Below are 25,332 nucleotides of genomic sequence, written 5' to 3'. Positions count from 1 at the left end.
TCACGCTGCCGAGGCCCGCCGCCTCGACGTGGAAGCCACGCCGGGCGCGTAGCGGCGGATCATGGTTGCACAGAATTCGGCGAATTCCTCCGGCACCAGCGGCGGACTGGTGTGGTGAGGCATCATCCCGCGATGCTCCGGCGTGAAGCAGAAGGTGACGGTCACGTCGAAATCGGCGAGCGCTTCCATTTGTCGATCGAACCAGTTCAATGCATTCGGCCTGAAGCTGTCGGCCCAGGAAAGTCCGGTCCGCATATTGGTGACCCCGAGCCGCTTCATCCAGGCGACGGCGTCGTCCAGTCGCGGGTCCTCGAAATGAAACCACTGCACCAGCCCCATCTCGGGCGTACGGCGCAGGAATTCCTCCAGTGCCGGTTTTGGCGTGCCGTCCTGGCGCAGCAGCCCCATATGGAAATGACGATAGTAGGAGGAGCCTTCCGCTTCGCGATGGCGCGTCGTTGCTTCCCATTCGCGCGGGAGATCATAAAGGCTGTACCACTGGATGCGCGGAGCGTTGCCGAGCAGCAGCTCAGCGGTGCGCCTGAGGCCCCAGACCTGGATCTCGTCGGCGCCGAAGGTCGATACGCCGACTTCGCTGACCCAGATCGGGAGATCGGTGACGGCCGCGATCTCACCGATCTTCTGCGGCCATTCCTGGATCTGCCACAGGTTCCAGTCGAGCGGGAAGCCATGCACGGCGACTGCGTCGACATGGTCCAGCAATCCGAATTCCTTCATGCGCGTTATGAAACCGGGGTCGATCGGCGAGATGCCGCCGAGTACCTTGGTCAGGGCCGGATTCTCGGACGCGATCGCATCTGCCGACAACATTGCCATGGCGGCGAAGCGGCTCCAATCGGGGTCGAGCTCGGGGTCCCAGTGCGATTTGTTGTTGGGCTCGTTCCAGATCATCGCGGCTTCAATCATGGAGCTGTCCTTTCGATGGGTAGACGGCGCCGCCGCCGGCCGGGTCGCCGGCGGGACGGCAGAAATAGACCTCCTGCTCGGGATGAAGAAAGATCTCGAAACCGGCGCTGCGCAGCATCGCTTCGGTGCAGGCGCGGTTGGGGATCCACCAATTGGTCGGATCGTCGGCGTAGCGATGTTCGATGAAATGAAGTTTCGGAAAATCCGGCTCGTCGAACAGGTCGTGCGTCCAGAAGTGATAGTCCTGCTCCAGCGCGGGCAGATCCTTGCTGCCGCGCTGCATCGACTGAAAAATCATCAGCTCACCCGCGACATGCTCGCGGATCAGGTCGAGCGCGAGCAGGGGGTGGCGCAGGTGGTAGAGCACACCCATGAAAAGCACGATGTCGAATGTCTCGCGCAGGGCACCGACGTCGTAGACTGAAAGCTTCTGGAACTCGATGTCGCAGTCCGCGATCTCGGCGGCAAAGCGCGCCTGTGCCAGATAGGCCTCGTCGAAATCGATGCCGAGGACACGACCGGCGCCGCGCCGTTTCATTTCGATGGAGTAGAAACCGGCATTGCAGCCGATATCGAGCACGGACTTGCCGGCCAGGTCGGCGGGGATGGCGTCGGCGAACTTGCGCCACTTGACCAGCGGGTAATTGCCGAGAAAGTGGTCGGGAGCGGTTTCGACGCCTGCCAGCTCCATATTGTGGAACCATGGGCCAAGGGCATCGATACGGCGTCGAATTTCAGCATGGGAATGCAGCATGGCTAGGCTCCTTCGCCCGGAACGGCAGGCACATGCGAATGTGCCTTGGACGCGATCATGGTGGGCCGGTGCTGTTTGGACGCGGCATCTTCGTCGAGCAGCCGAAGGGCCGCGCGATAGCCGTTGAAGGTCCCGACGTCGACATAGGCGGCCCCTGCCTTGACACCATAGGCCTGACCGCCCGCTGCCAGATGGGCGTTGATCAACGTGCCGATATATTCGTCATGGCAATCCCGCTCGCGCCAGAGTGCCGCTAGCCGGTGCAGGACATGGCCCGGCATCTTGAAGGCGCCCCATATCCAGTTCGTGGCGGCGTCCTCTCGCTTGACCTGGATTTCCCGCACCCGGCCGTCCTCGCCGAGAACCACGGCATCGAAGAATTCCGGCCGCTCCACCGGGAAGAGCAGGAATGACAGCTGGTCGTCCGGCAGACGGCAGAAGCCGTCCTCGGGAAACCAGATCGTATCGGGAAGGCCGATCAACACCGTCTCGTCCGGTGCGACGAGGGGTGCCGCTCGGAAGATCGCGTCGCAAAGGCCGACAGGTGTGGGCTGTACCACGAACAGAGCGGTCGCCGCGCCGTAGCCCGCGGCATAATATTCGAGGATATCGGATTTGCCCGATCCGATGATGAAACAGATCTTGTCGACGCCGGCGCGCACCATCCGCCGCACCAGATATTCGCTTACGGCGCAGGGGCGCTCCGTCTGTCCATCGATCCGGCTCCCGACCGGCAGCAGTTCCTTCGAGAAGCCGAGCGGTTGAATGCGGCTGCCGCGTCCGGCAGCGGGCACGATGCCCAACATCAGACTGCTTCCTTCATCGGTTCGCCGGCCGACCTTTGCAAGGCTTCGTTCAGGATGCGATCCAGCTCCGCCGCGCGCCGTGCGGACGTGTGTTCGTCCAGTACCCGTTCACGCGCACGGCTTCGGATGGCATCGAGCTCGTGCGCTGGCAGTTTGAGCGCTGCGACCACGTCGTCCGTGTCGTGCGCCAGCAGAATCTCGCTGCCGGGTTTGAAGAAGCTGCTGAGGCCCGGCCAGGTGTCGGTGATGATCGGTACGCCGCATGCCGCCGCTTCGAACAGCCGGCCCGACGGACACCAACCCTTCTGTGCCATCGCCTCGCGCGTCACATTCAGCGTCAGGCGGGACGATGAAAAGAAGGCCGGATGGTCGGCCGGCGGAAGGTGCCTGACGAAGAAGATGTTGTCGCTCCACGGGAATTCCTGCGGATATTGCGCACCGCCGATGATGAAGCGGTGGTCAGGCAGGCGCGCGGCCGGGCGGACCAACAGCTTTTCTACGCCGGCCTGGCGATCCGCCGCATAGGTGCCGAGATAGGACAGATCGCCCGCAAATTCCGGCCTAGGTACTGCCGGCCGGTGCTGGTCGGGATCGACATGGCCATAGAGCGGCACCACGTGGCGTGCACCGAGGACCGTCTTGAGCGCGTCGATCGCCGAGCCGCCCGTGTAACTCAGGACGAGATCGAAATCGGCAAGGCCCTCGGGCCCGAAATAGGGTGGGCGTTCACCTTGATCGACGCGCGCCAGCGTGACCGGAGTGTCCAAGTCGTAAAAAACACGCAGCCCGCGGCATGCCTGCCGCGCCAGGCGTGAAGCGTCCACGGCGTCGGGGCAGTAGGAGGTAATGATGACGACGTCCGATTGCTTGATCGTCTGCTCCGCGACCCTTCGGATATCCTCCCAGTCCGGGTAGAGCACGACGTTGCCGCCGTCCAACTGATCGAGGTCCCTCGCACCGGCATAGTAAGGGGTGTCGCGCTCGAAAAAGGTGATGGACCAGCCGTGCCGGGCCAGCGCCCGGATCAGCCCGCGCCACAAGGTGGCGTGACCGTTTCCCCATGAGGACGTGACGGTGAGACCGAAAATGACCATCTGCATCCGGCAAGTCCTCGTCAGGCAAGTTCGTTCAGGCGGAGGAGCTTTGCTCCCCAGTCTCCAGATACGATCGTGGTGATGGAGGCGGGGTCGATATCGAAGCGAAAACTGTTGCCGACGGGCAGGCCGAGCACATTGCAGATCGCTGCCTTGATCACGTCGGCATGGCTGACCAGCGCGACGCATTGGTTCTGATGCCGCTCTCGAGCCTTGTCCATGAGCGAGACGATACGCTGTTGGACGTCCAGCATGGTTTCGCCGCTTGGGGTGCTTGCTTCCTGCCGCCGACTGTTCCACGCCTGCCAGCCGGCATCGCCGTTTAGCTCCTCGAACGTCTTTCCCGACCAGATGCCGAAGTCGATCTCGTCGAGTTCGGCGCAGATCGCGATTTCGCCGACATTACAGGCAGCCGCGATCGGCTTCGCGGTTTCCAGCGTGCGCTCGCGTGGGCTGCACCAGATAGCGGCAATCGACTCGCGGCCCATGCGGCGGCCAAGATGCGCCGCCTGGTCCCTGCCGGATTCGCCAAGGCGAACTCCGCCCATCCGTCCGGCCAGATAGGAGCCGACATTGTCGTGTGCCGCGTGCCGGATCAGGAAGAAGGTCGTCGTCATTCCGCGGCATCGAGCATGGGCTCGTCCCTGCCGGTGATGAATGCTAGCGTGCGTTGCCGAGCTTCGGCATCGGTGAACTGCTCAGGCGGAGACTTCATGAAATAGCTGCACGGACCGGTCAGCGCGCCCGCGATGCCGCGGTCAAGCGCCAGCTTGGCGCAGCGCACGGCGTCGATGACCACGCCGGCCGAATTGGGCGAATCCCAGACTTCCAGCTTGAGTTCGGCGTTGAGCGGCACTCCACCGAAGGTCGTGCCTTCAACCCGGATGTAGGCCCATTTGCGATCGGTGAGCCATGGCACATGGTCACTGGGGCCGACATGAATGTTGCCAGGCTCCAAGGGAACATCGAACTGGCTGGTCACGGATTGCGTCTTCGAGATCTTCTTCGATTCTAGCCGCTCGCGTTCCAGCATGTTGAGGAAATCGGTGTTGCCGCCGAAATTCAACTGATAGGTGCGGTCGATGCGGACGCCGCGCTCGCGGAAGAGATTGGCCAGCAACCGATGCACGATGGTCGCGCCGACCTGGCTCTTGATGTCGTCTCCGACCAGCGGCAGCCCGCGTTCCTCGAAACGCAGGCGCCATTCGGGCCGTGACGCGATGAAAACCGGTATGCAGTTGACGAAGGCGCAGCCGGCCTCGAGGGCGCATTCGGCATAGAAGCGCGTCGCTTCCTCCGACCCCACCGGCAGGTACGAGACCAGCACATCGGCGCCGCTGTCCCGCAGGATTTCGCTGACATTGGCAACCGGCTCCGGCGCTTCCTCGATTTCCGTGCGCAGATATTTGCCGATGCCGTCCAACGTGGGGCCACGCTCGACGCGAACCCCGGTTGCAACCGCATCGGCAAAACGGAACGTGTTGTTCGGGGCGCTGTAGATCGCTTCGGCCACGTCGCGCCCGACCTTGCCCTTGGCGACGTCGAACGCACAGACGACCTCGATATCCTCGACGTGGTAGCCGCCGAGATCGGCATGCATCAGCCCGGGGATCGGCTCGTTGCCTTTTGCATCTCGGTAATAGGAAAGGCCTTGCACCAGGGAGGATGCGCAATTGCCTACGCCGACGATACCGACACGAACTTTCTTCGATCCCACGAAACTGCCGTCCTGTGCTGTCCAAGGTAAGTTCCTGGGGCCGAACCGCCAGCTTGCCGGAATGTTCCTTGGCATGTGGAAAAATTGCGCGCGGCAGGATGGATCGAAGCCGCGCAAGCGGCGTTGGCGCACGGCAGGCTTGGAATCGATCGATGATCGTCTACGGCGACCACAAACGAACGGAAGACGCGCGGCAGCTTCGCAAGGCTGCAGGCAAAATGGCGGAAAGCCTCGATCGCATGCCCTGTGGCATCCAACGCCACGCTGCCTTGGTAGGGCTGTTCGTCAAGGTCTCGGAACTGGTCCAGGCGCTGGCTGATATCGAGTTCGAGGCCGGCGGCGGGGACACCGCTTCGCCGCGGCAGCGGCAAGGCGCCAAGCTGCTGGTCGGCCTTGCGGCGGAAGTGGCGAGGTCCTGGCAAAGCGGCTTCGCGGTAAGCGGCGCCGTCGATCCCGTGCTGAGGCAAATGCTGGCGGCGCTCGACTGCCAGGGCAAGGTTCTTACCGGCACGGCCGAGGGGTACGCCCATTATGCGCTTTATCCGGAAAGCTATCTCGGCGCGGCGCGGGCATCAGGCCTCGACGCGAATACATGCGTCATCGGCATCCGCAGCATTGGCCTCGGGCTTGCCGCCCTGGTCGCCGCGGCGATCGACGCGCCGGCACCCATCAGCGTGCGCCCGATCGGCCATCCTTTCCGCAGGCATGTCAACGCCGACCCGGAATTGATCGGCGCCTGGAGGGACAAGCCGTCCGCCTGCTTCGGTGTCGTCGACGAGGGCCCCGGCCTGTCGGGCAGTTCGATGCACGCCGTCGTCGCGTGGTTGCGGCGGCTGGGCATCGGTAGGGCCCGCATCCACCTGTTCCCCAGCCATTCCGGTGGCCCGGGTGCCGAAGCCTCTGAGGAGGTTCGTGAGACATGGTCGGGTTGCCGCAAACATGTGGCGATGGCCTTCGAAAGCACCTTCCCGGGCGGCGCGCAAATGCCGACGTTACGCGATTGGGTGGCGGAGGCGACCGGCAGCCCGCAATTGGCCCTGTCCGAAATATCCGCTGGAGAGTGGCGAAACCTCCACTACGCCGAGGAGAGGCTCTGGCCGCCCAGTCAACGCGGCATCGAGCGGCGAAAATTCCTGGCGTCCGCAGGACGCGATCGGTGGCTCGTCAAATTTGCCGGCCTCGGTCAAATCGGGCAGCGCAAGATGCAAACCGCAGAGATGCTGAACGAAGCCGGTTTCGGACCGCGGATCGTCGGGCTTTGCCACGGCTTTCTGGTTGAACGGTGGGTCGACGGCAAGACAATGGATCAGGCAAGCCTATCGAAAGACAGGCTTGTCGCGAAGCTCGCACGCTATCTCGCCTGGCGTGCGGCCAATCTGGGAACTCCGGAGCCCGGTGCTCCATTGCCGGAACTCGTTGAGATGGCCATCCACAATGGCGCCGAAGCCCTTGGCGAGCAGTGCGCGGCAGAGCTGCGGAACTGGTTCTCGAAGCAAGGCCCCGCACAAGCGCTGTCACGGGTCGAGATCGACGGAAGGCTTCACCCGTGGGAGTTTCTCGTTTGTGCCGACGGGACGCTGGTCAAGACGGATGCCGTCGACCACTGCCGGGGACATGATTTGATCGGCTGCCAGCCCATAGAGTGGGATATTGCCGGCGCTCGCGTCGAATATGGATTTTCCGACAGCGAGCTAGCGACGTTGGTCCACCACATGGAAGCCGGGGAGCGGCTCAATATCGATACCGGCCTCATTGACTATCTCGAACCTTGCTACCTGGCGTTTCAACTGGGACTCTGGAACGTTGCTGCCCGATCCGAGCATGGCCCGGAGAAGCCAAGGCTGGTAGCTGCGGCAACGCGGTACAAGAATGGGCTGCTACGCTTCCTGGAGAGGTCCGGGCCCTGACGATCAGTCCAGTCTCCGCAGCATGTCCGCTTCGCGTTCGAGAATGGTGGCCACTTCCTCGCGCTGCAGATGCGTCATCATCAGGCTGACGCAGCACTCGAGATAGGTGATGGAGGCCCGTCGCAGAAAGGCAGCCGTCTCTCTTTCCGCAATCTGCTCGATATCCTTTGCGGATCGTTTGGGTTGCACGGGTCCGTTCTCCATAGCGGGGTCTCATCGTCAAACCCCGAGCTCGCCAGGATGTTCCGGGCAATCCGCAAAAGTGCGGCAGGAGGCATGACCGTGCTTGAGCGGTCATGCCGGGGGCACGTGGCTGCGGCGGCCTGGCTTCAGGCCGGAAGGTTTTGCAACCTGCCCGATCTTGCGTTTGTCGCAACAGCTGTCATCCGGCCGCCGTCGATCCCGCTGGTTTCGAGATTGGAGAAGTATCCGATCGTCTGCATCAGCCCTTGCGTGAGTGGCACTTTCGGCGTCCAGCCGAGCAGCGCCTTTGCACGCGAGATGTCGGGCTGCCTGCGGCGGGGGTCGTCTTGCGGCAAGGGCAGGAATTTCAGATCCGACTTGGTTCCGGTCATGTCCCTCACCATGGATGCCAGTCGCATGATGGTGAATTCTCCGGGATTGCCCAGGTTGACGGGTTTCCCGGGATTGGGATCGAGATCCATCAGGCGCATCATACCGTCGATCAGATCGGAGACGTAGCAGAAGGACCTTGTCTGCAACCCATCGCCGAATATCGTCATCGAGCGCTTCTCAAGCGCCTGCATGATCAGGTTCGAGACGATGCGGCCGTCGGCGGGGTCCATCCTGGGACCGTAGGTGTTGAAGATGCGGGCCACGCGAATATCGGCTTTTGCCGCTCTCAGATAATCGAAGCAAAGCGTTTCGGCGGTACGCTTGCCTTCGTCGTAGCAGGCGCGCGGGCCGGTGAAGTTCACATGGCCAACATAGTCTTCCCGTTGCGGATGTTGTTCCGGGTCGCCATAAACTTCACTTGTCGACGCCTGTAGGAATCGTGCGTTGTTGCGGACGGCGAGTTCGAGCAGGTTGAGGGTTCCGATGACGCAGGTGCGCGTGGTGTGTATCGGATCGGCCTGGTAGCGAGGCGGCGAAGCAGCGCATGCCAGGTTGAAAATGCGATCCACCGGCTCGCTGAGGTTCAGTGGCCGGCAGATATCCTGCTCGATCAGCCGGAAGCGCGGCTGGTCCATGATAGAGACGATGTTGTCCATGCGGCCGGTAAGGAAATTGTCGACGCAGATCACACGCCAGCCGTTGCGGAACAACGTTTCGCAAAGATGCGAGCCGAGGAAACCCGCGCCGCCGGCGACAAGCACTGTCTTCGCCCTTCGCGCTTTTCTTGTTTGCCGCATCGCTGTTTTCTCCTGTCTTTCAGTCATGCTGCGGTTCCGATATCGACATCGATCATCGCCGCTCTCGGTCCTGTCAGCAGCGACACGAATTCGCGGGCCCTGGCCGCACCGGTATGTGCTCCCAGGACGACTTCGCGCGCCCGGCCGGCCATGGCGAGCCGGGCGTGCTCGGATTCCCTGAGCAGGATATCGACGATGTCATCCCCCTTGTCGGCCATGTGGATCGCCGAAGCAGGAAAGAAGCTGTCGAGACCTGGCCAGCGATCGCTGATAATCGGCGTACCGCAAGCGGCCGCTTCGAAAAGGCGCACGCTGGGGGACCATCCGGCGGCGATCATCGATCTGCGCGTGACGTTGAGCGTGTAGCGCTGGCGGCTATAGAAAGCGGCATGATCGGCCGGCGGCAAATGTTCGATGCGTTCGACATTTTCGGGCCAGACGATGTCGGGCGGATATTGCGAGCCGGCGACGACAAAACGGCGGTCCGGCATGCGCCGTGCGGGCTCGAGCAACAGCGCGTTGAGCGTTGCCTGCCGGTCGGTGCTGTAGGTGCCGAGATAACCAAGATCCCAACCGACCGGGTCGGCGGTTCGGTGATGCCGTTCCGGATCGACCGAACAGTAGAGCGGTTCGGCGCGGCGCGCACCGAAATCCTGCGCCAGTCGGCCAAGCGTCGGCCCGCCGGTGAAGGAGAAATAGACATCGAAATACGGAATCTGGCGCCCACTAAGATAGTCGCATTCATCCGTCGAAAGCTTTGCCAGGGTCACCGGCGTGTCGATGTCATAAAAGCAGAGCGCCCCCTTGCAGAGCGCCGCGGCAATGTCGATGACCGCGCGCCCCTCCGGAACGAAGGACCCGACGACCACGACATCCGCCTGTTGCAGGCATCGTGCGCAGTCCTGTTGCAACTCATGGGTGGTTTCGTAATAGCGCAGGGCGCAGAAATCGGGATCGCGCAAATCGCGATGATTGGCGTACCACGGCACGTTACGCTCAAGGAATGTCACACGATGGCCGAGTTCGTGCAGGCCCTTCAGCAGGCCTCGAAAGGTCGTGGCGTGACCGTTTCCCCAGGACGAGGAGAGGGACAGGCCGAGAAAGACGATGTTGAGCCGCTTGGTCATCACGCCGCCTCCACGGTCCCGCGCTCGAAGTGCCGCTTCAAGACCGCGTCGGTCACCGCCGCTCTCATGGCGTAGGTATGTTCGCCGCGGACGCGGCGCAGTGCGGACGCGCCGATCGCCTTTGCCCGGTTGGGGGGCAAGGTGCGCATGATTTCGGCGACATCGCCGCCGTCGCGCGCGACCAGAATCTCCTCGCCGGGTTTCAGGAACAGTTCGACACCCAGCCACGCATCCGTGATGAGGCAGGCACCGGCGCCCGCCGCCTCGAAAACGCGGGTGGCCGGCGAAAAGCCGTTTGCGGCCATGCTGTCGCGGCTGATGTTCAACACCGCCTTAGGCGTGACGTTGAAGGCGTTGTGGTCGCGGGTGCCGACGTGGCCGAGCCAACTGACATTGGCGGGAAGCGGCTTGTCGCCCCAGCCCGATCCGCCAAGCAGGAAACGCTGCTCCTGCAAACGGCTGGCCGGATCGAGAAAAAACGCCTCGACGCGCGCCTCACGGTCCGGCAGCCGGTTTCCGAGGAAGGCGAGGTCACAAGCAAAACGCGCCTGACTGGCGACTGGATGGTGCGTTTCAGGATCAAGCGCATTGTAGATCGGCACGCATTCCTTCGCTCCCATGGCGCGATAGGCCCAGACCACGGGGTCGCCGCCGCCATAGGTCAACACAAGATCGATTTGCCGTAGCGCGGCATGCAGCGGATGGTCCGGTTCATCGCGCAATTGGCCGAGCGTCGCTGGAGCATCCACGTCCCAGAACACGACGAGCGCGTCAGGACGCGCGTGATCGAGCACGGCACGCAGCAGCGCCTCATCCTCGAAACCGACGCCGCTCGCCTTGACGACGATATCCGCCTCGGCGGCTTGCGCCGCCACCTGCATCAGCGCGTGCCGGGTCGCCTCGTAGACGACGACGGCGCACCAATCCGGCGCCTCGATGTCGCGGTTGTTCCGGCGGTCATAGACGTCAGGTTCATAGAAGGTGATTTCGTAGCCGAGTTGGGAAAGCGCCTTGAGCAACCCACGGTAATAGGTAGCGGCGCCGTTCCAGTAGGACGACAACAGGCTCGATCCATAAAAAGCGATCTTCATTCAGCAGCTTCCTTTGCGGCGGTCGGATTGGTGATGTGTTGAGGTCCGCATTCGGCGAGCACGCCGAACAACTCGTCCACGCGGTGCCGGCATGTGTGCCGCAGGCGGATGGTCTCAAGACCAGACGCTGCCAAGGAGGCAGCGAAATCCGCGTCGCTGAGTACGGCCCGGAGGTGTTGCCGCATCTGGGAGCCATTGTCCGCAAACAGGAAATCGACGCCTGGTCTGAACAGTTGCTCGGTATCGGACCAAGGGGCCGAAATCAGCGGAATGCCGCAGGCGAGCGCCTCGAACACGCGGATGGTCGGAATGCCGGGCAGGCCTTCCCGATAGGGGCGGCGCGGAACATGTACCGTGACACGATGCGCTGCGAACGCCTTCGGCACGTCGGCATTGGCGATCCAACCTTCATGGCGCAGGCCGGCGGCTGCGAGATCGGCGAGCGCCTGCCTGGGGTAGCGCACGCCATGAACGGTGGCCTCGAGGCCGAGTTCGTGCACCGGCTCGATCAGAAATTCCTTGAGTTCTGCGGTACGCTCGTCGTCGCCCCAGTTTCCGATCCAGATCAGGTCTGACGCAGGGCGGATCTCCGGGTGCGGTCTGAACAGGCGGTCGTCAGCCGCCTCGTGCCAGGTGAAGACGCGTTTGCCCCACCCGGCGCGCAGGTAGCTCTCGCGCAACGCTTCGCCAAAGGCGAGGACGCCGTCGTAATGCTCCAGCTGGAGCGCCGAGATCGCCTCGGTCGCCGACACGGCGCGGTGGTGGGTGTCGTGAAACAGGAGGATGAAATTGCCGCCCCTGGCCCTGGCGCGACCAATGCGCGCTACGAGGTCCGGCTCGGTCCATTCATGGACGACCACCACGTCCGCATCGGCGATCCAGGCCTCGTGGTCAAAGCCGGCATCGTAGGTCACCGGCATCAGCTCTGGGAAATCGTTCCTGAAGCGCTCGATGGCGAAGGAGCCCTTCTCGGCCAGCAGATTCGAGCGGCTCCAGCCGTCCGCCGGCTCCAGCGCGATCGCCTGATGCTGGCGTGCGACCAGCTCCCGCATGATGCCGCGCAGGAAATGTGCGTTGCCGTGGTTCCAGTCGGAAACGACCGAATGGGTATAGAACAGAAAGCGCATGATCAGCGCTCCGCCATCGCTAGGGCCGCTTTGTCGTAGACGTCGCGCATGGCCGCTGCCTGCCTCGCCAACGAAAACCTGCGGCTCCGGCGCAGGGCTGCCCATCCGAGCTCCCGCCTGTGCTGCGCATCCGCGGAGAGACGGTTGATGCAGGCGGCGAGATCATGCGGATCGCGCGCGTCGTAGAATAACGCGGCCCCGTCCCATAACTCGCGGTAGGTGGCGATGTCGGATAGAACCAGCGGCGTTGCCGACATGGCCGCTTCCAGCGTCGCCAGGCCGAACGGCTCGTAGAGCGATGGCGACACGAAGATTCCGGCGCGCGCCATCAGGGAGCGCATCTCATCATGCGGTAGCGCTCCGAGAGCGACGGCATGGCTGAAGCCGGCGCGCTGGCCGTCCGGACCTTGCGTGGAACCGGCTGCAAAGACGGGCCATTGCGTTATCGACGCGGCCTGGTCGATCACCGCGGCGTTCTTGGCTTCATCCCACCAGCGGGCGGCGGCGAAGACGAGCGGTTGACGCTTTTCGGCTTTCGCTACCGGGCGGGCGCCGTTGGCGACGACATTGAGACGCGCGATTTGTCCATAGCAGGTTTCGAGCACGCCGGCGTGGCTGTGGCTCGGCGCGATGACGGCGTCGGCCGTGTCGAAGCCGCGCCTGTTGCGCTGCTTCTGCCAGTCCCATGCACTGTCCACCGCCTGTCCCTTGACGGCATGGAACCATGTGACCACGCAGGAATGCGAGACCACCACGATAGGGCAGGGCGCATCGAGCCCCACTGCCTGCGTCGGCGCATTGAGATGAACAAGGTCGATGGCGTGGTCACGAATGGGCGCATGCAACTCCCCCGGCAACGCATCGAGGTCGCAGGCATTGCGGGTCATCCAGTCCGGCGGCGTGTTCAGCCAGGTCAGTGTCGCCAAGGACTGTGCTTCTTCGGCTTGTTGCGTGGATGGTTCCGGACCAAGACCGGCAAGCAAAACGCTGTCCCCGCCGTCCACGAATTCCCGGGTCAGATCGAGCGCGTACCGCCACACGCCGCCCACGGCATCGACCGTCATCAAGATGCGCCGCGAACGCGGGGTCAGTGTCCGCAACATGTCGCCTCCAGCTCCGCCAGCGGACGCGGGCGCTTCTCCTGGATGTCGCTGAATTTTTGGAACGATGCGAGATAGTGCTCATGCGCGCGCTCCCAGGCGATGTCGTCGGGCTCGCCCCAAAGCTCGCGATAGCTGGGCGAACTCGGATAGGGATAGAGCGGTACCGGCTCATTGGCCCATACGCCGTTGTCTATCAGGTGGTTTCGCCAGTGGTCGACCAGGGCAGGGTCATCTTCGACCACGCCGATCAGGTTGGCCTGGACGAAGGGAACATGGCGTCTTGCGTCGACGAGGAGCGCGGCGAGTTCCTCCGTGCCCAGCCGGCAGCGCTTGGCCAGCATGGCCCGGCCCTCTACCGTCAGGCTTTCGAGGCCCGCTTCGATGGACACGCAACCTGCCGCGCCAAGCAATTCCAGAAGCTCGGGCTTCCACAGGTCGATGCGGGTCTGTACGCCGAACTTCACCTCGCGGTCGATCAGTGCCTCCAGCAAGGCTTTCTGCGGCAGGAAGATCTCGTCGATGAAGTAGATGTAGCCGACACCTTGGGCGATCAGCCGGTCTATCTCCGTCACGACCGCCTCGTGATTTCGGCGGCGATAGGCATCGCGGAAATCCATCTTGGCGCAGAAGCTGCAATTGTAAGGGCAGCCGCGCGATGCCTCGACTTCCGCGCCGAACCCCACTTGGTGGTCGTCGAACCTGTGATGGTGGTGCGCGTGCGCGGCGATCCAGTCTGACGGCCATTCGAGCGGCGGATGGTCGACGAACGAACTGGCGTGGACGGCGCCGTTCGAGACCAGCCTTGCTTCGCTAAAGTAGGCGGTTGACGACACCGCACTCCAATCGTGGCGCCGCGCGAGGTCGGCCACGACCTCCTCGCATTCGCCGCGCACGACGATGTCGACGCCGAGCTTGCGCAGGGTTGGCGCCGGTGTCGCCGAGCCATGCGGCCCCACTGCGACGGTGCGCCCGCCGCGCCCGGCAAGGCGGTTGAGAAAATCGGCTGGCACGCGCAATTCTGGCGGTGCGCAGCGCCAGAACAGATAGGTCGGCGCAGTGGTGACGACCGTCATTGCCGGCGCGAACTCGGCCACCCGTTCGGAAAGGCTGGAATTGTCAAGCTTCTGAAGCTGTCCGTCCAGCATCAGCACCTCATGGCCGGCCCGTTCGAGCAAGGCTTTCGAGTAGCCGAGTTCCAGCGGCAGATGCGGTTGGCGGCAGCCGAAATAGATGCTGTCGTCGTAGGTCCAGAACGGATTGACCAACGCGATTTTCATGCGACGTACCTCTCGGCTTCGGCGTGGGGTTCGAGCCGGTGATGCTGCAACCATTCGGCGAGGTCGCGGATGCCTTCGCGCCACGAAACATGCGCCGCCCAGCCAAGCGTGGTTTGCATCTTCCTGGTATCGGCGACGAAGAAGGGCTGGTCGCCGGTCCGCTCTGCCTCATAGCGGACCGACAGTGCTCGATCCGTCAGGCTGCCGATCTCGCTCAACAGCATGCGCAGGCTGAGCGCATTTTCCGGTCCGCCGCCGAGATTGAACGCCTGGCCCGTGATCGTCTCGATCCGGTCGAGCACGGCCCTGTAGGCCGCAACCGCGTCGGAGACGTGCAGGATGTCGCGCACCTGCCTGCCGTCGCCGTAAATGGTTATCGGCCGCCCCGAAAGCGCGCAAAGCAGGAAATGCGCAACCCAGCCCTGGTCCTCCGTTCCGAACTGGCGTGGGCCGTAGATGCAGCTCATCCGCAGGACCGCCGTCGGCAAGCCATAGGACTTGGCGTAGTCGAGCACGTACTGGTCCGCCGCGCCTTTGGAGCAGCCATAGGGTGTGCAAAAGTCCAGGCTGCGGCCCTCGCCGATGCCCTCGGTGCGGATCGCAGGGTCGCAGGGCACATAGCGCTCGCCCTCCGGGCGAACCGCGATGTCGGGGAGGCTGCCGTACACCTTGTTGGTGCTGGCGAAGATCACCGGGATGCGTTCGCCGCTCTGTCGCGCCGCCTCCAGAACGTTGAAAGTTCCCCTAAGGTTGATGTCGAAATCCTCGCCCGGTCGAACCAGGCTGGTTGTGACGGCGGTCTGCGCGGCCAGGTGGAATATGGCTTTCGACCCCGTCAGGGCCGAAGCCAGGGCGTTGGCGTCGCGCACATCCACGGTTTCCAAGGTGAGGCGGCTTCCATGCTTGTGCGACAACCATTCAAGGTTCTGTTCGACACCGGCGCGACTGAGATTGTCGATCACCAGCACCGGCTCGCCGTCCGACAACAGGCTGTCGGCGAGATTGGACCCGATGAAGCCGCTGCCGCCGACGATGGCGACAGGTGCTTGGCGACGGTTGCGCCGACCCGGCTTCATGACACCAGCCCGCGTTCTTCGAGCTCGCGTTTCATGTCGGCGCCGCGATCGATGGCAATCGTGTTGCGCACCCAGGAAACGAAGTCGCCGAGGGAATTCTCCAACTGCCGCCCCGGCTCGAAACCCAGCAGTTCACGCGCCTTGCAAATGTCGGCGAAGCAGTTGCGAATGTCGCCGGAACGCGCTTTGCCGAGCAGCTCGGGCGAGCGGTCCGGCGTTCCCATGGCTTCGGCCAAAAGGCGCGCGACATCGCGGATCGCATAAGCCCGGCCGCTTCCAATGTTGATGACGTGGCCTTTCGCCTGGCGTTGCTCCAGCGCTAGGCGAAAGGCGCGGGCGACGTCACGTACATGAACGAAATCGCGCTTCTGCTGGCCGTCTTCGAAGATCATCGGCCGCTTGCCGTTGGCGAGACGCGAGGCGAAGTTGGCCAGCACGCCGGTATAGGGGTTTGAAAGCGCCTGTCCGGCGCCGAAAACGTTGAACAGGCGCAGCGCCACCGCATCCACGCCATAGGCTTCGCCGAAGATCAGCACGGCGCGTTCCTGGGCATATTTCGTCAATGCATAGATGGATGCGAGATCGACCGGCTTTTCTTCGTCTGTCGGCAACGGCGAGAGGGGTTGACCGTCCGCAGACAAGGGATTCCACTGTCCGCCTTTGAGATCGTTGGCCTTGCGCCGGGCGTTGCCGATGCGCCGGCCGTCGGGCGTGGCGTACAGACCTTCGCCATAGACGCTCATCGAGGACGCGACGACGATCCGCTCGACCGGGTGCTTGATCAACGCCTCGAGCAGTGTTGCGGTGCCGAGATCGTTGGCGCCGACATAGCGGGCGATCTCGTACATGGATTGGCCGACGCCGACTTCCGCGGCCAGGTGAACCACCCCGTCGACGCCGTTCAGCGCCTTGGTGACGGCTTCGCGATCGCGCACGTCGCCCTTGATCAGTTCGGCTCCAGCGGGAAGGTTGACCGCTTCGCCTGCATGCACCTGATCCAGCAATGCATCTAGGATGCAAACCGAATAACCGTGATCGGCGAATTCTTGTGCGACGTGGCGACCAATGAAACCACAGCCCCCTGTGACCAGTATACGTTTCACGACAACTCCTCGGACTGGTGACCTCGGCGCCCCCAACTTCTCGGCAAAAGCTTTGTTCCCTGCGCATCAACAAAGTTCTCCTGGCGGTTTCATTCGACAGCAGGCGCATCGCACCACGCGACGGGTGCTGGAACATTGCCTGCCGTGTGCTGTTAGGACGCTCAACAGTTGCCGCGGTGCGTGCGCGGCGAGAGAGCAGGCCGAAAGGAGATTTCGATGTCGCAATCGCAGACGACCACCAATCACGAGGAGATTCGCAAATGGGCCGAGGAGCGGAACGGCCGGCCGGCAGTGGTGCGAACCAAGGGCGAGGGTGGCATCCTGCGGATCGATTTCGGCGAGCCCGAGGAGGCATTCGAACCAGTCGAATGGGATGAGTTCTTCCGGATATTCGATGAGAACCGTCTGGCTTTTCTTTACCAGGCCAACACCGGCGGCGGGCAGACCAGCCGTTTCAACAAGTTCGTCGAGCGTGACCAAAAGGGCTGACCGAGGGCCCGGCCGTCGATCAATCGGAAGCCTGGTTCGGCTCAGTTCAGAAGCCTTGCGCCGCTGGACTTTGCCAAATCGCGCATAATGGCGTTAAGCCAGTCTTCGGTAGACTGGCCGATCCGCCTTTGGTCGATGTCACGGATCGCTCGCTCGAGCGTCCTTTCGACAAGCCGGTCGGAGGCTTCCACATCCCCCAGCAACAGACGTGCCGCAAGCCTGAGTTTGGGCAGGAGCGAAAACACGTCGTCCGGCGAACTTGGCACAAAGCCGCTCGCCGCAGCCGGACTTTGCGGCGGGAAAAGAGCATTGAATACAGCCCCGCTGCCCGAGGATTTTCGCAGGTTGCTGGCATGCCGGAGATGTTCGGGAATGGCGATATCGCTGTCACCGCTGAAAAACACGAACGGCACGCCACGGCGCATCAGTTCGTCCGCGATTGGAAAGACCCGTCGTCCGTTGAGGTTGACGTCGAGGATGGCAGCCTCGGCCGATTCGGTGTGCAATGATGCTTGTTCGACCGTCGCTGCCGGTCCCAGAATGATCGCACCCATATTGCTGAAATAACGGGCGAGATCTCCGGCTACCATCCATTCGTCTTCGACGATCAGAAGATGCACCCCTTGCAGATCGCGCACCTCGTCATCCTTTCTCGAGCAGTATCTGGTGGAAACAGTCTCCCTCGCCGAGCCTGCTGGGTGTTTCGGCACGAGCCCGGCCGAGATCGTCGAGCAATTCCACGCCGCTGACTCCATGTGCGTCGGGAGCTTTGTTTCAGATGGACGGTTGGTCATTGAACACTTGAACTCCAAATTCAACGCCATCCGTCGCGACTTGTTCCGTATCTCCGCCGCGCCTATGCTTACCTGCTGTCCAGCCTGCTTCATAAGTGATTTCGCCCACAGGTGCCGAAAGGGGAACGTCCAGTGACAGCCCAGTCGAAAAGATTTCCCATCGTTGGCGTCGGCGCGTCCGCCGGCGGGATTCCGGCGATGGAAGGGCTGTTTAAGGGTATGGCCGATCAGCCCGGCATGGCGTTCGTCGTCATCACTCATCTCAGCCCTAAGCGAGAGAGCCTGTTGCACGAGGTTGTCGGCCGCTACACCGAAATGCCGGTCGAAGTCGCGGCGGACGGCATGATCGTTCAACCGAACCACGTCTATGTCATGCCGCAGAACGTCATCCTGACCATCGACAAGGGAATGCTGCGCCTGCGCCGGCCCAACGGGTTCAGCCAGGAACGCAAACCCATAGACATCTTCTTCAGCGCATTAGCCGAAGACCAGGGCGAACATGCCGTCGGCGTCATCCTGTCGGGCGGAGATTCCGATGGAACCTTGGGCGCCAAGGCGATCAAGGAGCGTGGGGGGCTCACCGTCGCGCAGATCTCCGACGGCTACGGCCCGCGCAATCCCGATATGCCGCAGAGCGCCATCACCAGCGGACTTGTCGATATAGCCGCGCCCGCCGAGGAGATCGGCACGAAGCTGGAAGCCTTCGCCCGCGGCTTCGACGCGTTAAATGGGTTGGCGGAGGAGGATAGCGTCCGAACGGCAGGTATGGAAAAGGTTCTGTCCCAGATCTACGGCATCCTGCGCAGCCACTCAGGCCATGATTTCTCGGGCTACAAGACCAAGACGTTCCTGCGACGCATCAAGCGGCGGATGCAGATCGCGCAGATGCAATCCATTGGCGCATACGTTGAATGGCTGCAAAAGGACCCTCGCGAGGTGATGAACCTTTTTCGCGACCTGCTGATCAACGTCACCAACTTCTTTCGCGATCCCGAGGCCTTCGAACTGCTCGAGCGAAAGATCGTACCGCAACTCTTTGAAGGCAAGACCGCCAACGACATCGTCAGGGTGTGGATTCCCGGCTGCGCCACAGGCGAAGAGGTGTTCTCCATCGGTATCCTGCTGCGTGAACATGTGGAAAAGCTCCCGGTCGTTCCGCGAATCCAGATATTCGCGACCGATATCGACGAACCGGCGCTGGCGGTGGCGCGGGCAGGGCGCTATCCCGAAGCCCTGCTGCAGGGACTTTCCCCCGAACGCCGCCAGCGGTTTTTCAATGGCGACGGCGACACCTATGTCATCAGCAACGAGATACGGGAGCTGTGCATCTTTTCGCCGCACAGCGTCGTTCGCGACCCGCCTTTCTCACGCATGGACCTGGTGTCGTGCCGTAACCTGCTGATCTATTTCGGCCCAGCCATTCAGAACCGGGTCATTCCTATTTTCCATTACGCCCTGAAGCCCGGGGGATACCTTTTTCTCGGCACCTCGGAGAGCGTCGGACAGAACGACAATCTGTTCGCCACCGTCGACAAGAAACATCGTATCTTCCAGGCGCGGGAGCATGCCTCGCCGCATGTCAGGCTGCCCGCCCTGATCGGCGATAGCCGTTCGGGCGCATTCCCGTCCGAGAGCACCGGCTTGAGGAAGGGAGCCGCCGGTTATCCGTTGCGCCAGGCGGTCGAGGCGCAGGTGCTGGAGCGCTTCGCCCCCCCGCATGTGCTGGTCAATGCCGAAGGCGACGTCGTCTACTACTCAGCTCGCACCGGAAAATATCTCGAGGCGCCGCAAGGCATTCCCAGCCGGCAATTGTTGACAATGGCGCGGCGCGGGCTGCGGCTCGACCTGCGCGCCGCACTGCGGGAGGCGACGTCGACGCGCCGGACCGTCGTGCGGGAAAATCTCACGGTCGAGGAGGATGATGAGCGGATCCAGCCGATCAAGCTCACCATCGAGCCGCTGGCGGAACGCGACAATGGCGAGCCGCTCTATCTCGTCCTGTTCGAACCGTCGGGACCTACGCAGATCCGAACAGACGAAGGCGGCAGCCATGACACCGATAGCACCGCTGATCTCGAGCGGGAACTGCGCGATACGAGGGAGCGCCTGCAATCGACGATCGAGGAATATGAGACCGCACTGGAAGAGGTGAAATCGTCTAACGAGGAACTCGTCTCCGTCAACGAGGAAGCACAATCGACCAATGAGGAACTTGAGGCTTCGAAGGAGGAAATGCAGTCGCTCAATGAGGAGCTGAACACCATCAATGCCGAGTTGACGAACAAGATCGAGGAACTCGATCACGCCAACAGCGATCTGCGCAATCTGTTCGAAAGCACGGAGATTGCCACCATTTTCCTCGATCGCAATCTGGTGGTGCGAACCTTCACGCCCGCAGCTTCGTCCTTCTTCAGTCTGCGTCCTTCCGACGTAGGCCGGCCGCTGACGGACCTGTCGAGCCAGCTCGACTATCCCGAGTTGAAGCAGCATATCGCCGAGGTGTTCGAGACCGGCGAGACCCTGAACCACCACCTCACGCGCGACAGCGCCGGGCGGTTTCACATGGTCCATATCAATCCCTATCGGGACAAGGGCAACCGGGTTCAGGGCGTGGTCGTGACACTGGTCGACGTCACCACCCTGGCTCAGGCGGAAGAGCATCAGCAGGTTCTCATCTCTGAGCTCAACCACCGGGTCAAGAACATGCTGGCGGTGATCGTCAGCATTGCGAGCCGTACGCGGGAGAAATCCCTGTCGAAGGATGAATTCGCGGAAGCCTTGATCGGACGCTTGCATGCGATGTCGCGGGCCTATGGATTGTTGAGCCGGAAAAGCTGGAAGGAAGCTTCGGTCAGCGAACTGCTTCACCAGGAACTCGAACCGTTTGGCATTGAACGGTTCGAACTGAACGGCCACGAGATAGAACTTGGACCGCAACAGGGTCTTTCCCTCAGCATGGCCGTCCACGAACTGGCCACCAACGCGGCCAAATATGGCGCCCTGTCCAAACCTCGTGGCAAGGTGATGGTGATGTGGTCGATCGCTGACGACATCTTCACGTTTACCTGGAGCGAGAAGGACGGTCCCCCCGTCAATGAACCCGTCGGCAGCGGCTTCGGCCTCACGCTGCTGCAGGGAGAGATCGGCTACAGGCTTGGCGGCCATGTCGAAACCGCTTTTCGCAAGGAAGGCCTCAACGTTCAGATCGCATTTCCCGTTAACCGGAGGGAGGGGTCGTGAACGACGGACCGCGCGTCCTGGTTGTCGAGGACGAATGGCTGATCGCGGAAGACACCGCGTTAGTCCTGCGTGGCGCCGGTTACCAGGTGGTCGGTCCCGCGCCTTCGGTCGCCGCGGCGCTTCGTCTCGTCGGCTCGGACAAGATCGACATGGCGTTGCTGGACATTCAGTTGAACGGTGAAACGAGCCTGCCCCTCGCGGAGACATTGCAGGCGCAGGGTATTCCCTTCGCCCTCATGACGGGATTTGGCGCGCGCGACTTACCGGCATCCTTTCGCGATTGCAAATTCGTGCCCAAGCCGGCGACTGAAGCAACCATCCTGGCTGCGCTGGCCGATCTGGGGTCGCTGCGCGACGTTTCGCGTTGACGGGTCACTCCAAGGGCGCCGCAGGATCAGCCCAAGGCTTGTCCGCCGGTCGCGGAGTCGTGCTGGCCTGACGGGGACGACCGGCATTTCGATTGGCTGTGGGATTGTCCAGGGGAGGGGCTGAAGGGTGAGATCCTCCGGCAGTCTTCGGCGTCGGCGATTTCGCCCCTGCGTCCGTATCACCGGCGTCTCGCCTCGGGTGTGGCAAACCATCGGCGTTCGGAGACCGAATAACGGGTTTCGAGCGAGAATTCTCGTTGGCCATGGTGGCGCCCTTCTTCTGAATCGAACTCAGCGGGTCAATCGCCGACACAGCAGAAGGTTCCGAACTGCCAATGCCGATCAGGCGGGCGTCCAACGATGCCGGGAATGAGATAGTTCTTGCCTCTGGAACCGCGACATCTCAACCATGCGGCCGCATAACCACCTTGATGCAACCATCCTGCTTATCGCGGAAGGTCTTGTAGAGGTCCGGCCCGGCTTCGAGCTCGGCTCTGTGGGTGATGACGAAGGACGGGTCGATCTCGCCATTCTGGACCTTGGCCAGAAGTGGTTCGTGGGTCTGGGAAGGTCAGCCCCTTGTTCATCGCGGCGCCGAACGGGATGTGATCGACCAGGCCAATATAGACTCCGGGAACCGAGATGGTGCCGCCCTTACGGCAGCAATAGATCGCCTCTCGCAGCACATGCGGCCGATCGGTGCCGAGATAGACGGCGGCCTTCATCTTGTCGAGCATGGCGTCGGCGCTGGCGCCGGGATCGCATTCAGTGCCGACGCAGTCGATGCAGCGATCCGGACCGCGGCCGTCGGTCATCGCCATCAGTGCGTCGTTGATATTGGAATTGCTGAAGTCGAGCGTCTCGGCTTTGCCGCATTCACGCGCCAGGGCCAGCCGCTCCGGCACCTTGTCGATGGCGATGACACGGCCGGCGCCGAGCATCCACGCGCTTTGGATGGCGAATTGGCCAACCGGGCCGCAACCCCATAGGCGCGGACATTGTCTTGTTGCTGCCAGCCCGGGACCAGGCGTTTTCGAATTCCAAACGGGAACAACTGGCCAGTCCGGCAGTTCGGCGTCAGCAGGAACGAGAGGAACAGATGCAATATGCCGAGGACATCGCGCTCCGGCGCGTGAAAATGCTGGTCGAGCAATATGTCCTGACCAGGAGCAGGCGGTATGATTTCGTGTCGACGGAGCAGGCTTGCAGGGCCATTCGGGAGGTGATGCGCAGCCCGATCGACGATGCAGAACTGGATCGCATGTTGGCCAGAAGCGCGGCCATGCAGGGGCTTTCGATTCGATTCGACCGGGAAGCAGCTTGGCAGGTTGCTCGGCCATGCCCGACCGAGGGGATATCGATATGAAAGCCGTGTTGCTGATGCTGGCGCTGATCTGTCTGACCGGATGCAACAATCCAGATTCCGACAAATCCAAGGCAGATACGAACAGCCAGCCGGTCGACAAGAACCCAACGACCGACACGAATCCCACACCGCAGACCACAACGGGCGGAGATCAGCAAGGCACCCAGCCGACCCAGCCGGCATCCCCCAAGCCGGCTGGCGGCTAGCGCGCCGGCCTACCCGCCAGACTGGGGAACCGTCCTAGCGGCGCGCGGTGCTTCTCGTTTCCGTTTCCTTGGCAACAATTCTCACCGGGACCGACTTGACGGCTGGAACGTGAGCTTTCTTGGCCCGGTGCCACAGAGGAACCAGGGGATTGAGTTCCGGATAATAACCGGCGCAGTTGCCTTCAGGCACGGAGTAGGGGGTGATGCGCAAGCCTCGAACCCGCCGCTCCACGCCATCGTCGGCATGGGTCTCCAGATCGATTTCCTGCCCCGCGCTCAATCCGAACCGCTGAATGTCGGCCTCGTTCATCAACAGGACCATGCGTGTGCCGTGGATGCCGCGGAGTCTGTCATTGTACCCATAGACGGTGGTATTGAACTGGTCATTGGAGCGCACCGTTATCAGCGTCAGCACATTGTGACCCGAAACATCGATGTCCGGGTCTGTTTCAAGCGTCGTCGGCAGCTTGAAATTGGCTTTTTTGTTCGGCGTCTCCCAGACCCGTTTCGAGGCCTTGATGTCGCGGTGAAAGCCTCCCGGCGTCAGGAACCGCTTGTTGAACTCACGAAAATGCTGCGGGTAACAACGCTCGATTTCATCGCGGATAAGGGAATAATCGGCGACCCATTTATCCCACGGGATCGAACTCACCCCCGATACGGTGGCCTTGGCCAGTTCCGCCACGATCTTCGGTTCGGAAAGCAGATGCGGTGAAGCCGGCGGACGCGAACCGAAGGAGCCATGGATGCAGGCGGTGGAGTCCTCCATCGAAACGGTCTGGTCGCCGCTCGCCTGGTGATCCTTTTCCAGCCGCGACAGGCAGGGCAGCAGATAGGTCACCGCCCCTGGCAGGAGATGGCTGCGGTTGAGCTTGGTGGCGACTTCGACATGCAGCCCAAGCCGACGCCATGCTTTCTCGATCAGGCCGGTTTCGGGAACGGCGCGAACGAAATTGCCGCCGAGTCCGATGAAGCCTTTCACCGAGCCGGCGATGACGCCTTCGCAGGTCTCCACGGTGTCGAGACCTTTCTCGCGTGGCGGCTCGAAATCATAGAACCGGGCGAACTTGTCGAGCGGAACGAGCTCGGGCTTTTCGGATATGCCGACCGTGCGCTGGCCCTGGACATTGGAATGGCCGCGCAGCGGCGAAATGCCGGCGCCGGGTTTTCCCATATTGCCGCGCATCAGCAGCAGATTGCACAGCATCTGGACGTTCTCGGTACCGTGCCGGTGCTGTGTCAAACCCATGCCGTAATTGCCGATCACCGCCTTGGAGCGGCTGTAGACTTCGGCAACATGTTCGAGATCCGCCCGCGCGATTCCCGCGCGCTTGACGATGTCCTCCCACCTGGCTGCCCGCAGGTAAGCCTCGAAGTCGGCAAAACTATCCGTGTGCTCGGCAATGAAATCGACGTCGAGGACACGCGGATCGCCGCTTTCCCGTGCCGCGTCGTCGAGCGCCAGCACCGTCTTGGCGATGCCGGTCATGGTGGCGATATCGCCACCGCTGCGGACCTGGAAAAAGTCGCTGGACATCTTCGTGCCGGGGCCCGGCGACAGCATCTCAAGGGGATCTTGCGGATTCTTGAAGCGCTTCAGTCCCCTTTCCGGCAAGGGATTGAAGGTGAATACCGGCACCCCGCGCTGGCGAGCCTCTTGCAGCGGATGCAGCAGCCGCGGCGCCGTCACCCCGGTGTTGTGGCCAAAAAAGAACATCATGTCGCACTGGGAGAAGTCCTCGAGCTGCACGGTTCCAACCGGCGAGCCGATCGATTCGGGCAGCCCGACCGAGGTCGATTCGTGGCACATGTTGGAAGAATCGGGCAAGTTCGATGAGCCATAGATACGCGCAAAGAGCTGATACATGAACGAGGCCTCCAGCGAGGCCCGGCCGGATGTGTAGAAGACGACCGATTTCGGATCGAGCCGCCGAAGCTCCATGCCGATCTCGAGGAATGCGTCATCCCAGGAAACCGGTTCATAGCGGTCGGTGACGGCATTGTAGCGCAGCGGATCCGTAAGCCTGCCCTGTTTTTCGAGGTCCCGATCCGGCCAGTCGAGCAGTTCGGTGACCGTATGTCGTGCGAAGAAATCCGGGCCGCAACGCAGCTTCGTCTGATCCCACATGGTCGCCTTCGCGCCATTTTCGCAGAACTCGAAGGGCCGCGGATCGGCCGGCTTGGCCCATGAACAGGAAACGCACATGTAGCCATCGGCCTTGTTCTGCTTGAGCAGCGTGCTCCATATGCCCGACATCAGCAGGCCTTCGCCGTATGCCTTGCGGACCAATGACCTCAGGGATCCCCATCCGCCCGTGGGATGGTTGTATTTTTTTGTTTCGATACGGTCGGTTACGGCAGGTTTCATCGAGATCGTCCTTGAAGAA

Annotated in this window: 24 protein-coding genes and 1 pseudogene; 6 read left to right on the top strand and 19 right to left on the bottom strand. The window is 62.4% G+C overall.

The window, feature by feature from the left end; genetic code table 11:
• From LB533_RS07275 to LB533_RS07245, 7 genes are read right to left on the bottom strand one after another with little or no spacing between them, the layout of a single operon-like run.
• A complete protein-coding gene (locus tag LB533_RS07275) occupies positions 1–927 on the bottom strand; it encodes a beta-xylosidase (protein WP_140638358.1) in 927 nt (308 codons plus the stop codon).
• On the bottom strand, positions 920–1,681 hold the full coding sequence (locus LB533_RS07270; protein WP_224557446.1) for a TIGR04290 family methyltransferase: 762 nt from the start codon (positions 1,679–1,681) through the stop codon (positions 920–922). The genes LB533_RS07275 and LB533_RS07270 overlap by 8 nt, the downstream gene beginning before the upstream one ends.
• Positions 1,682–1,683: 2 nt before the next feature.
• Positions 1,684–2,487, bottom strand: a complete 804-nt coding sequence (locus LB533_RS07265; RefSeq protein ID WP_140638360.1) for a sugar phosphate nucleotidyltransferase — start codon at positions 2,485–2,487, stop codon at positions 1,684–1,686.
• The gene (locus LB533_RS07260) at positions 2,487–3,587 is read right to left on the bottom strand and encodes a glycosyltransferase (protein WP_140638361.1); all 1,101 of its coding nucleotides are present in this window, start codon (positions 3,585–3,587) and stop codon (positions 2,487–2,489) included. The genes LB533_RS07265 and LB533_RS07260 overlap by 1 nt, the downstream gene beginning before the upstream one ends.
• Positions 3,588–3,601: 14 nt before the next feature.
• On the bottom strand, positions 3,602–4,198 hold the full coding sequence (locus LB533_RS07255) for a histidine phosphatase family protein (protein ID WP_140638362.1): 597 nt from the start codon (positions 4,196–4,198) through the stop codon (positions 3,602–3,604).
• Positions 4,195–5,298: an inositol-3-phosphate synthase gene (locus LB533_RS07250; protein ID WP_140638363.1), complete on the bottom strand. Its 1,104-nt coding sequence runs from the start codon at positions 5,296–5,298 to the stop codon at positions 4,195–4,197. Before LB533_RS07250 ends, LB533_RS07255 begins: the two co-directional genes overlap by 4 nt.
• Positions 5,259–5,828, bottom strand: coding sequence for a hypothetical protein (locus LB533_RS07245; RefSeq protein WP_224676974.1), 570 nt, complete (start codon positions 5,826–5,828; stop codon positions 5,259–5,261). Before LB533_RS07245 ends, LB533_RS07250 begins: the two co-directional genes overlap by 40 nt.
• Between LB533_RS07245 and LB533_RS07240 the strand changes: the two genes are divergently transcribed.
• Positions 5,766–7,205, top strand: coding sequence for a hypothetical protein (locus LB533_RS07240; protein WP_224676973.1), 1,440 nt, complete (start codon positions 5,766–5,768; stop codon positions 7,203–7,205). The genes LB533_RS07245 and LB533_RS07240 overlap by 63 nt on opposite strands.
• A 3-nt stretch (positions 7,206–7,208) precedes the next feature.
• Here LB533_RS07240 and LB533_RS07235 read toward each other — a convergent pair whose 3' ends face one another.
• The 9 genes from LB533_RS07235 to LB533_RS07195 form a co-directional block, all read right to left on the bottom strand.
• On the bottom strand, positions 7,209–7,394 hold the full coding sequence (locus LB533_RS07235) for a hypothetical protein (protein WP_140497402.1): 186 nt from the start codon (positions 7,392–7,394) through the stop codon (positions 7,209–7,211).
• A 140-nt stretch (positions 7,395–7,534) separates the two neighbouring features.
• Positions 7,535–8,578 (bottom strand): UDP-glucuronic acid decarboxylase family protein, encoded by a 1,044-nt coding sequence (locus tag LB533_RS07230; RefSeq protein WP_140638365.1) that lies wholly within the window; start codon positions 8,576–8,578, stop codon positions 7,535–7,537.
• A 23-nt stretch (positions 8,579–8,601) separates the two neighbouring features.
• Positions 8,602–9,705: a glycosyltransferase gene (locus LB533_RS07225; protein WP_140638366.1), complete on the bottom strand. Its 1,104-nt coding sequence runs from the start codon at positions 9,703–9,705 to the stop codon at positions 8,602–8,604.
• Positions 9,705–10,796 (bottom strand): glycosyltransferase, encoded by a 1,092-nt coding sequence (locus LB533_RS07220; RefSeq protein WP_140638367.1) that lies wholly within the window; start codon positions 10,794–10,796, stop codon positions 9,705–9,707. The genes LB533_RS07225 and LB533_RS07220 overlap by 1 nt, the downstream gene beginning before the upstream one ends.
• Positions 10,793–11,923, bottom strand: coding sequence for a glycosyltransferase (locus LB533_RS07215; protein WP_140638368.1), 1,131 nt, complete (start codon positions 11,921–11,923; stop codon positions 10,793–10,795). The genes LB533_RS07220 and LB533_RS07215 overlap by 4 nt, the downstream gene beginning before the upstream one ends.
• A gap of 2 nt (positions 11,924–11,925) precedes the next feature.
• Positions 11,926–13,026, bottom strand: a complete 1,101-nt coding sequence (locus LB533_RS07210) for a glycosyltransferase family 4 protein (RefSeq protein ID WP_140638369.1) — start codon at positions 13,024–13,026, stop codon at positions 11,926–11,928.
• Positions 13,011–14,303, bottom strand: coding sequence for a TIGR04295 family B12-binding domain-containing radical SAM protein (locus LB533_RS07205; RefSeq protein ID WP_140638370.1), 1,293 nt, complete (start codon positions 14,301–14,303; stop codon positions 13,011–13,013). The genes LB533_RS07210 and LB533_RS07205 overlap by 16 nt, the downstream gene beginning before the upstream one ends.
• On the bottom strand, positions 14,300–15,379 hold the full coding sequence (locus tag LB533_RS07200; RefSeq protein WP_140638371.1) for an NAD-dependent epimerase/dehydratase family protein: 1,080 nt from the start codon (positions 15,377–15,379) through the stop codon (positions 14,300–14,302). The genes LB533_RS07205 and LB533_RS07200 overlap by 4 nt, the downstream gene beginning before the upstream one ends.
• Positions 15,376–16,482 (bottom strand): NAD-dependent epimerase/dehydratase family protein, encoded by a 1,107-nt coding sequence (locus LB533_RS07195; protein WP_140638372.1) that lies wholly within the window; start codon positions 16,480–16,482, stop codon positions 15,376–15,378. The genes LB533_RS07200 and LB533_RS07195 overlap by 4 nt, the downstream gene beginning before the upstream one ends.
• A 216-nt stretch (positions 16,483–16,698) precedes the next feature.
• Here LB533_RS07195 and LB533_RS07190 point away from each other — a divergent pair, with 216 nt between their 5' ends.
• Complete coding sequence (locus LB533_RS07190; RefSeq protein WP_140497420.1) at positions 16,699–16,971, top strand: hypothetical protein; 273 nt, start codon at positions 16,699–16,701, stop codon at positions 16,969–16,971.
• 41 nt (positions 16,972–17,012) lie between these two features.
• On the opposite strand, the gene LB533_RS07185 is transcribed toward LB533_RS07190, so the two are convergent.
• Positions 17,013–18,026 (bottom strand): hypothetical protein, encoded by a 1,014-nt coding sequence (locus LB533_RS07185; RefSeq protein WP_224557466.1) that lies wholly within the window; start codon positions 18,024–18,026, stop codon positions 17,013–17,015.
• Between LB533_RS07185 and LB533_RS07180 the strand changes: the two genes are divergently transcribed.
• Together LB533_RS07180 and LB533_RS07175 are read left to right on the top strand one after the other, a co-directional pair.
• Positions 17,964–21,005, top strand: a complete 3,042-nt coding sequence (locus LB533_RS07180; protein ID WP_246674423.1) for a CheR family methyltransferase — start codon at positions 17,964–17,966, stop codon at positions 21,003–21,005. The genes LB533_RS07185 and LB533_RS07180 overlap by 63 nt on opposite strands.
• On the top strand, positions 21,002–21,373 hold the full coding sequence (locus LB533_RS07175; protein WP_140638374.1) for a response regulator: 372 nt from the start codon (positions 21,002–21,004) through the stop codon (positions 21,371–21,373). Before LB533_RS07180 ends, LB533_RS07175 begins: the two co-directional genes overlap by 4 nt.
• Positions 21,374–21,776: 403 nt before the next feature.
• Here the strand turns inward: LB533_RS07175 and LB533_RS07170 are convergent.
• A pseudogene (locus tag LB533_RS07170) lies at positions 21,777–22,362 on the bottom strand (zinc-binding dehydrogenase); the annotation flags it as partial.
• 14 nt (positions 22,363–22,376) lie between these two features.
• Here LB533_RS07170 and LB533_RS07165 point away from each other — a divergent pair.
• Complete coding sequence (locus LB533_RS07165; protein ID WP_224676994.1) at positions 22,377–22,739, top strand: hypothetical protein; 363 nt, start codon at positions 22,377–22,379, stop codon at positions 22,737–22,739.
• The gene (locus LB533_RS07160) at positions 22,736–22,945 is read left to right on the top strand and encodes a hypothetical protein (protein ID WP_224676972.1); all 210 of its coding nucleotides are present in this window, start codon (positions 22,736–22,738) and stop codon (positions 22,943–22,945) included. Before LB533_RS07165 ends, LB533_RS07160 begins: the two co-directional genes overlap by 4 nt.
• A gap of 34 nt (positions 22,946–22,979) precedes the next feature.
• Here LB533_RS07160 and LB533_RS07155 read toward each other — a convergent pair whose 3' ends face one another.
• Positions 22,980–25,313 carry an FdhF/YdeP family oxidoreductase gene (locus LB533_RS07155; protein ID WP_224676971.1) on the bottom strand — a complete coding sequence of 778 codons (2,334 nt, stop codon included), beginning with the start codon at positions 25,311–25,313 and terminating at the stop codon, positions 22,980–22,982.
• Between the last annotated feature and the right edge of the window lie 19 nt (positions 25,314–25,332).

Source organism: Mesorhizobium sp. BR1-1-13, from assembly GCF_020165515.1.
GTDB lineage: Bacteria > Pseudomonadota > Alphaproteobacteria > Rhizobiales > Rhizobiaceae > Mesorhizobium.
This window is presented reverse-complemented; position numbering and strand designations above follow the sequence as displayed.

Coding starts and splice junctions, on each gene's coding strand:
- LB533_RS07245 (WP_224676974.1), bottom strand. CDS start 5,828: ATGGGCGTACCCCTCGGCCGTGCCGGTAAGAACCTTGCCCTGGCAGTC.
- LB533_RS07190 (WP_140497420.1), top strand. CDS start 16,699: ATGTCGCAATCGCAGACGACCACCAATCACGAGGAGATTCGCAAATGG.
- LB533_RS07160 (WP_224676972.1), top strand. CDS start 22,736: ATGAAAGCCGTGTTGCTGATGCTGGCGCTGATCTGTCTGACCGGATGC.
- LB533_RS07275 (WP_140638358.1), bottom strand. CDS start 927: ATGATTGAAGCCGCGATGATCTGGAACGAGCCCAACAACAAATCGCAC.
- LB533_RS07225 (WP_140638366.1), bottom strand. CDS start 9,705: ATGACCAAGCGGCTCAACATCGTCTTTCTCGGCCTGTCCCTCTCCTCG.
- LB533_RS07240 (WP_224676973.1), top strand. CDS start 5,766: ATGCTGGCGGCGCTCGACTGCCAGGGCAAGGTTCTTACCGGCACGGCC.
- LB533_RS07220 (WP_140638367.1), bottom strand. CDS start 10,796: ATGAAGATCGCTTTTTATGGATCGAGCCTGTTGTCGTCCTACTGGAAC.
- LB533_RS07210 (WP_140638369.1), bottom strand. CDS start 13,026: ATGTTGCGGACACTGACCCCGCGTTCGCGGCGCATCTTGATGACGGTC.
- LB533_RS07200 (WP_140638371.1), bottom strand. CDS start 15,379: ATGAAGCCGGGTCGGCGCAACCGTCGCCAAGCACCTGTCGCCATCGTC.
- LB533_RS07185 (WP_224557466.1), bottom strand. CDS start 18,026: ATGAGTGATGACGACGAACGCCATGCCGGGCTGATCGGCCATACCCTT.
- LB533_RS07155 (WP_224676971.1), bottom strand. CDS start 25,313: ATGAAACCTGCCGTAACCGACCGTATCGAAACAAAAAAATACAACCAT.
- LB533_RS07205 (WP_140638370.1), bottom strand. CDS start 14,303: ATGAAAATCGCGTTGGTCAATCCGTTCTGGACCTACGACGACAGCATC.
- LB533_RS07260 (WP_140638361.1), bottom strand. CDS start 3,587: ATGCAGATGGTCATTTTCGGTCTCACCGTCACGTCCTCATGGGGAAAC.
- LB533_RS07215 (WP_140638368.1), bottom strand. CDS start 11,923: ATGCGCTTTCTGTTCTATACCCATTCGGTCGTTTCCGACTGGAACCAC.
- LB533_RS07265 (WP_140638360.1), bottom strand. CDS start 2,487: ATGTTGGGCATCGTGCCCGCTGCCGGACGCGGCAGCCGCATTCAACCG.
- LB533_RS07230 (WP_140638365.1), bottom strand. CDS start 8,578: ATGCGGCAAACAAGAAAAGCGCGAAGGGCGAAGACAGTGCTTGTCGCC.
- LB533_RS07270 (WP_224557446.1), bottom strand. CDS start 1,681: ATGCTGCATTCCCATGCTGAAATTCGACGCCGTATCGATGCCCTTGGC.
- LB533_RS07255 (WP_140638362.1), bottom strand. CDS start 4,198: ATGACGACGACCTTCTTCCTGATCCGGCACGCGGCACACGACAATGTC.
- LB533_RS07180 (WP_246674423.1), top strand. CDS start 17,964: ATGGAAGGGCTGTTTAAGGGTATGGCCGATCAGCCCGGCATGGCGTTC.